Raw genomic sequence first — 3,041 nt, 5'->3', positions numbered from 1 at the left:
CCGCCCCCTCCCCCCCCCTCCCCCCCCCTCCCCCCCCCTCCCCCCCCCCCCCCCCCCCCCCCCCCCCCCGAGAGGGGGTTCGCGGACTACAGCGTCTTGCCGGTGGCGGGGCCCACGATCAGTCCGTCGCCGAAGGCGTCCACCCGGACCGTGTCGCCGTCCTTGACCTCGCCGGCCAGGATCTCCTTGGCGAGCCGGTCACCGATCGCGGTCTGCACGAGCCGGCGCAGGGGCCGGGCACCGTAGGCCGGGTCGTTGCCCTCGTCGGCGAGCCAGGCGAGCGCCTCGTCGGTGACCTCCAGGGTCAGCCGCCGTTCGGCCAGCCGCTTGGCGAGGCGGGTGATCTGCAGCCGCGCGATACGGCTCAGCTCCTCCTTGGTCAGCGCCGAGAAGACGACCAGGTCGTCGAGCCGGTTGAGGAACTCCGGCTTGAAGGAGGCCCGGACCACCTCCAGGACCTGCTCCTTCTTCTCCGCCTCGCTGGTGAGCGGGTCGACCAGGAACTGGCTGCCGAGGTTCGAGGTCAGCACCAGGATGGTGTTGCGGAAGTCGACCGTGCGACCCTGACCGTCCGTCAGGCGCCCGTCGTCCAGGACCTGGAGGAGCACGTCGAAGACCTCGGGGTGGGCCTTCTCCACCTCGTCCAGCAGGACGACGCTGTACGGCCGCCTGCGCACCGCCTCGGTGAGCTGGCCGCCCTCCTCGTAGCCGACGTATCCGGGCGGGGCGCCGACCAGACGGGCCACGCTGTGCTTCTCGCCGTACTCCGACATGTCGATGCGGACCATCGCCCGCTCGTCGTCGAAGAGGAAGTCGGCGAGCGCCTTGGCGAGTTCGGTCTTGCCCACGCCCGTCGGGCCGAGGAAGAGGAACGAGCCCGTGGGCCGGTCCGGGTCGGCGATGCCGGCCCGGGTGCGCCGGACCGCGTCGGACACCGCGCCCACCGCCTCCGACTGCCCGATCAGACGGCGGCCCAACTCGTCCTCCATGCGCAGGAGTTTCTGGGTCTCGCCCTCCAGCAGGCGGCCGGCCGGGATGCCGGTCCAGGCGGCGACGACGTCCGCGATGTCGTCGGAGCCGACCTCCTCCTTGACCATGGTGTCCCTGGCGGCCTCCTCCTCGGCCTCCGAGGCGGCCTCCAGGTCACGCTCCAGGGCCGGGATCTCGCCGTAGAGCAGCTTGGAGGCGGTGTCGAAGTCGCCGTCGCGCTGGGCGCGTTCGGCCTGGCCGCGCAGCTCGTCGAGCTTCTCCTTCAGCTCACCGACCCGGTTGAGGGACTGCTTCTCCTTCTCCCAGCGGGCGGTCAGGCCCCGCAGCTCCTCCTCCTTGTCGGCCAGATCGCGGCGCAGCTTCTCCAGGCGTTCGCGCGAGGCCGGGTCGGTCTCCTTGCCGATCGCCAGCTCCTCCATCTTCAGCCGGTCGACACCGCGCTGGAGTTCGTCGATCTCGACGGGCGAGGAGTCGATCTCCATGCGGAGCCGGGAGGCGGCCTCGTCGACCAGGTCGATGGCCTTGTCGGGCAGGAAGCGGGAGGTGATGTAGCGGTCGGAGAGGGTGGCGGCCGCGACCAGCGCGCTGTCCGCGATCTGCACCTTGTGGTGGGCCTCGTAGCGGCCCTTGAGTCCGCGCAGGATCGCGATGGTGTCCTCGACGCTGGGCTCGGCGACCAGCACCTGCTGGAAGCGCCGCTCCAGGGCGGGGTCCTTCTCGATCCGCTCGCGGTACTCGTCGAGGGTGGTCGCCCCGACCATGCGCAGCTCGCCGCGGGCCAGCATCGGCTTGAGCATGTTGCCGGCGTCCATCGCCGAGTCGCCGCCCGCGCCCGCACCGACGACGGTGTGCAGCTCGTCGATGAAGGTGATGATCTGGCCGTCGGAGTCCTTGATCTCCGCGAGGACCGTCTTCAGCCGCTCCTCGAACTCACCGCGGTACTTCGCACCCGCAACCATCGCGCCGAGGTCGAGGGCCACGAGCCGCTTGTTCTTGAGCGACTCGGGCACGTCCCCCTTCACGATCCGCTGGGCCAGGCCCTCGACGACGGCGGTCTTGCCGACGCCCGGCTCGCCGATCAGCACCGGGTTGTTCTTGGTGCGGCGGGACAGCACCTGCACGACCCGGCGGATCTCCTGGTCCCGGCCGATGACCGGGTCGAGCTTGCCCTCACGCGCGGCGGCGGTGAAGTCGGTACCGAACTTCTCGAGGGCCTTGTACTGGCCCTCCGGGTCGGGTGTGGTCACCCGGCGCCCTCCCCTGGTCTTCTGGAACGCGTCCAGCAGCTTCTTCGCACTGGCCCCCTGCTGGGAGAGTACGTCGCCGGCCGCGCCGCCCTTGGCGGCGATGCCGATCAGCATGTGCTCGGTGGAGAGGTACTCGTCGCCGAGGTCCTTGGCCCGCTCGCTCGCGTTCGCGATCACGGCGAGCAGCTCCCGGTTGGGCTGCGGGGGCGCGACCGTGGAGCCGGTCACGCTGGGCAGCCCGGCGACGATCTTCTCGGCACCCGTCCGTACGGCGGCCTGGTCGGCTTCGACCGCGGCGAGGAGGTCGACGATGTTCTCGTTGTCCTCGCCCTGGAGCAGCGCGAGGAGCAGGTGGGCGGGGGTGAGGTCCGGGTTGCCCCCGGACACGGCACGGCTGCTGGCCGCGTTGATGGCGTCCCGGCTCCGGTTGGTCAGCTCGGCGTCCACGTTCGCTCTCTCCTCCTGGCGTCAGCTGTCGGCCACGTCGTCCACATCTTCCAGCGCTGACTCAGTCAACGTACACAAAGTTGAGTCTATTCCACTCAAGGTGCGGAAGACAGGTTTCCCGCAGGGGCCGGGTACCCGCACAGGGGTGGGAAACCTGCCGGCGGCCGGAGCGGCGCGGGCGGCGGACGCGGACGAGCACCCTTCACGAGGGTGGCCAGGCCCCTGACTGATCGTTTTCAGCCACGACGGAACGGCACGCATGTCCGGATATAACGCCAGAAACTGCAGCGGGGGGGGGGGGGGGGGGGGTGGGGGGGGGTGGGGGGGGGGGGGGAGGGGGGGGGGGGGGTGGGAGGG

At 71.1% G+C, this 3,041-nt stretch carries 1 protein-coding gene; it reads right to left on the bottom strand.

Going from position 1 to position 3,041, the window contains the following annotated elements:
- Positions 1 to 86 precede the first annotated feature (86 nt).
- A complete protein-coding gene (gene clpB, locus AC07AZ_RS38040; protein WP_478855334.1) occupies positions 87 to 2,684 on the bottom strand; it encodes an ATP-dependent chaperone ClpB in 2,598 nt (865 codons plus the stop codon).
- Positions 2,685 to 3,041 lie beyond the last annotated feature (357 nt).

The organism is Streptomyces sp. NPDC043878 (assembly GCF_056435735.1).
Note: the sequence above shows the minus strand (reverse complement) of the source record. Positions and strands in the feature narration are given on the sequence as shown.